Raw genomic sequence first — 2,106 nt, 5'->3', positions numbered from 1 at the left:
CAGGCGCCAGGACCTCTATGCCGAGGCGCAGCGCATCCTGGCGGAAGTCGGCCAGCTTGTCGGTGTTGCCCATGTCGAGCGTCATCGACGCCGCCAGGAACTCGACCGGATAATGCGCCTTGAGATAGGCGGTCTGGTACGAGACGACGGCGTAGGCGGCGGCGTGCGACTTGTTGAAACCATAGTCGGCGAACTTGGCCAGCAGGTCGAAAATGAAGTCGGCTTGCGGCTTGGCGACGCCGCGCTCGACCGCGCCGGAGACAAAGCGCTCGCGCTGCTTGTCCATCTCGGCGCGGATCTTCTTGCCCATGGCGCGGCGCAGAAGGTCGGCTTCGCCGAGCGAATAGCCGGACAGCTCCTGCGCGATCTGCATCACCTGTTCCTGGTAGACGATGACGCCTTGCGTCTCCTTTACCAGATGGTCGATCTTGGGATGGATCGAGGCCATCTCTTCCTCGCCATGCTTTCTGGCGTTGTAGGTCGGGATGTTTTCCATCGGGCCCGGCCGATAGAGCGCGACCAGCGCGATGATGTCCTCGATACAGTCGGGCCGCATGCCGATCAGTGCCTTGCGCATGCCGGCACTTTCCACCTGGAACACGCCAACCACCTCGCCGCGCGAGAGCATGGCGTAGGTCTCGGGATCGTCAAGCGGGATGGTCGCCAGGTCGATGTCGATGCCGCGGCGACGGATCAGCTTTACGGCCGTCTCCAGCACCGTCAGCGTCTTCAGGCCGAGGAAGTCGAACTTCACCAGCCCGGCCTGCTCGACATATTTCATGTTGAACTGGGTGACAGGCATGTCCGAGCGCGGATCGCGGTACATCGGCACCAGTTCCGACAATGGTCGGTCGCCGATGACGATGCCGGCGGCATGCGTTGAGGCATGGCGGTAGAGGCCTTCCAGCTTCTGCGCCATGTCGAGCAGCGTCTGGACGATCGGCTCCTTCTCGGCCTCCTCGGCAAAGCGTGGCTCGTTGGCGATGGCATCGGCGAGCTTGACCGGATTGGCCGGGTTCTGAGGCACCATTTTTGAGAGCTTGTCGACCTGGCCATAGGGCATCTGCAGAACACGGCCGACGTCGCGCAGCACCGCGCGCGCCTGCAGCGTACCGAAGGTGATGATCTGGCCGACCTGGTCGCGGCCGTATTTCTGCTGGACGTAGCGGATCACCTCCTCGCGGCGATCCTGGCAGAAGTCGATGTCGAAATCGGGCATCGACACGCGGTCCGGATTGAGGAAGCGTTCGAACAGCAGTGAGAAACGCAGCGGATCGATGTCGGTGATGGTCGTCGAATAGGCGACCAGCGAACCGGCACCCGAACCACGCCCCGGCCCGACCGGAATGCCTTGTGCCTTGGCCCATTTGATGAAGTCGGCGACGATCAGGAAATAGCCGGGGAATTTCATCTTCTCGATGATGCCAAGCTCGAATTCGAGCCGCTCACGATATTGCTCGACCGTGTAGCCCGGTGTCGGTCCGTGCAGGGCAAGCCGGGCATCGAGCCCTTGGCGCGCCTGGCGGGCCAGTTCCTCGGCCTCGGCCTTTTCGGCGGCGTCCTTGTCGGAGGCATCGCCGCCCGTGAAACGCGGCAGGATCGGGCTACGGGTTTTCGGATAGTAGGAGCAGCGCAACGCGATCTCGACCGTGTTGTCGATCGCTTCCGGCAGGTCGGCGAACAATTTCGCCATGTCGGCCTGGCTGCGCAGAAAATTGTCCGGCGATAGCCGGCGGCGGGTGTCGACGGCGACGACCGAACCTTCGGCGATGGCGATCAACGCATCGTGCGCCTCATACTCGTCGCGCGACGAGAAGAAGGCCTCGTTGGTGGCGACCAGCGGCAATTCATGGGAATAGGCGAGATCGATCGAGGATTTCTCGATCATGCGATCATAACCCGAAACCCGGTCCAGTTCGACATAGAGGCGGTCGCCGAACATCGCCTTGAGCGTGAGCAGGCGCGCCTCGGCGAGATCCCGGCGATCTTCCTTCAGGGCTATGCCGATCGGACCGCGCGGCCCGCCACTGAGGCAAATCAGGCCGTCACATTGGCCGTCCATCATTTCGGTGGTCAGGTGCACCGCTTCGCCGGGCGGTGTTTCGA

General features: G+C 62.9%; 1 protein-coding gene. It reads right to left on the bottom strand.

The window, feature by feature from the left end; all coding sequences use genetic code 11:
* On the bottom strand, positions 1 to 2,106 hold a 2,106-nt coding region (gene dnaE, locus EOA36_RS34185; RefSeq protein ID WP_127281102.1), incomplete at both ends, for a DNA polymerase III subunit alpha.

Source organism: Mesorhizobium sp. M8A.F.Ca.ET.021.01.1.1 (assembly GCF_003998025.1).
Taxonomy (GTDB): domain Bacteria; phylum Pseudomonadota; class Alphaproteobacteria; order Rhizobiales; family Rhizobiaceae; genus Mesorhizobium.
The sequence above is the reverse complement of the archived record's forward strand: the minus strand, read 5'-3'. Positions and strand labels throughout refer to the sequence as shown.